General features: G+C 54.3%; 2 protein-coding genes. Both read right to left on the reverse strand.

What is annotated here, in order from left to right; translation table 11 throughout:
* Positions 1-168: 168 nt before the first annotated feature.
* Positions 169-1,221, reverse strand: coding sequence for a phosphate/phosphite/phosphonate ABC transporter substrate-binding protein (phnD, locus tag MPRO_RS03125; protein ID WP_067286841.1), 1,053 nt, complete (start codon positions 1,219-1,221; stop codon positions 169-171).
* 221 nt (positions 1,222-1,442) lie between these two features.
* On the reverse strand, positions 1,443-1,725 hold a 283-nt coding region (locus tag MPRO_RS03130), incomplete at its 5' end, for a helix-turn-helix domain-containing protein (RefSeq protein ID WP_281177125.1).

Below are 1,725 nucleotides of genomic sequence, written 5' to 3' on the forward strand. Positions count from 1 at the left end.
TTTTTTGTGATGTCGGCGTGTACGTATCGGGGTTAGAAGTTGAGGGGTCGTCGGAAGCGTAAGAGGGGTAGAAGAGACAGGGAGTAGGTTGTGTATTGTCGGACAGCCTCCTAGCCGTAAAGTCGGGCTGCGGTTACCCGCAGCCCAGAACTGCTTCGCGGGAGAAACTCAGCTACTTGTCTTGGCGGCTTCAGCGGCGGCCTTTTCGGCCTGCTTCTTGGCAGCCTTGGCAGCATCCTTTTCAGCCAGCGCCTTGAGTCCCGCCTTGGAGTAGGCAGTACCTGTGGCGTGGGCTATATCGCGGATAACCTTCCAGTCTTCTTTGTAGGTCACAGGGTAAAAGCGATCTGCACCGTTAAAGGTTTCGGTCATTTGCTCCGAGAAGCGGAAGGTGGAGAACGCCTGCTTGATCTTCTCTACCAGATCCGGATGCAGGTCGTGGGCGTAGCCAAAGGCCGACGTCGGGAAACGCGGGCTGGTATAGATAATGCGGAAATCATCCTGCTTGATGCGATCGGCCGACACCATGCGATCGAACACATCGGACGCCACTGGCGCTGCGTCGTAGTCACCGCTCAGCACGCCCATGATCGACTGATCGTGCTTGCCGGAGTATTTAACTGTGTAGTCGGTGTCTGGCGTAATGCCCAGCTCCGGAAACAGTGCCCTGGGTGCCAGATTACCTGAGTTGGACGACGCGGACGTATGCGCCACCAGCTTGCCTTTAAGATCAGCCATGGTCTGAATCGAGCTGTCCTTGCGCACTATGGTAATCAGGTTATAGCCCTGAAAGGAATCTGCAGTGCCCTTCACGGCAATGGGAACATAGCCACCCAGGTTAACGGCATAGCCGGTTGGGCCAGTGGAGAATCCAGCGATGTGCAAGCGGCCGGAGCGAATCGCTTCCACTTCGGCGGCATTGGAATGCACAGTGTAATAAATCACTTTCTTGCCAGTCGCTTCAGTCAGATACTCCTGAAACTCCTTAAAGGCGTCCTTGTACACGGCCGGGTCTTCCACCGGTGTATAGGTGAATACCAGGGTACTGGGATCACGCCATTCGGACTCATCCTTGGGCGAATCCGCCACCAGGTCTTTGTTCTCATCACAGAACTTGTCATCCAGCACGCCACGGTAGCTGCACTCGTCGGCGTTGGCGATACTCGCGCCCAGTAACAGAGAGCCCGTCAGAAGCAGGCCGGTAAGGGATTTTCTTAGCATTGTTTTTATCCTTGTCGCTCATGGTGTTGGTGCCGCCCGATTTCCTGCGGCGGTGGAGCTACGCAGCCCAGGCGTTGCCAGGCTTACTCGACGGGATAGATAGCAATATCAGAACCAACTTTAATAACTGTTTGTTTTTCAAATAGTTATATTTAATCATCGAGTCAATTATAGATACGCACGGGACATTTAAGACCCATGCCGCAGGGAAAAAAGGACAGCTATGACCCATCTTCGTCATCGACTTTAAACAACTGTTTATCCAGTTGATGCTTCTTCATCTTGCGATACAACGTCTTGCGCGACAGGTTTAGACGCTGTGCGGCGGCATTGAGTTGCCCCTGCGCCGCCTTGAGTTCTTCGCGGATAATATGCCGCTCGTAATGATCCATGCGCTCCTCGTAGCCGCCAGGTGCCTCATCTCCCGCCATGGCGCTCTCACTGATGCCCAGTACAAAGCGGTCGGCGGCATTTTTGAGTTCACGCACATTGCCAGGCCAGTCC

Origin of the sequence: Marinobacterium profundum (assembly GCF_001528745.1) — a bacterium.
In the GTDB taxonomy this organism is placed as follows: Bacteria; Pseudomonadota; Gammaproteobacteria; order Pseudomonadales; family Balneatricaceae; genus Marinobacterium_A; species Marinobacterium_A profundum.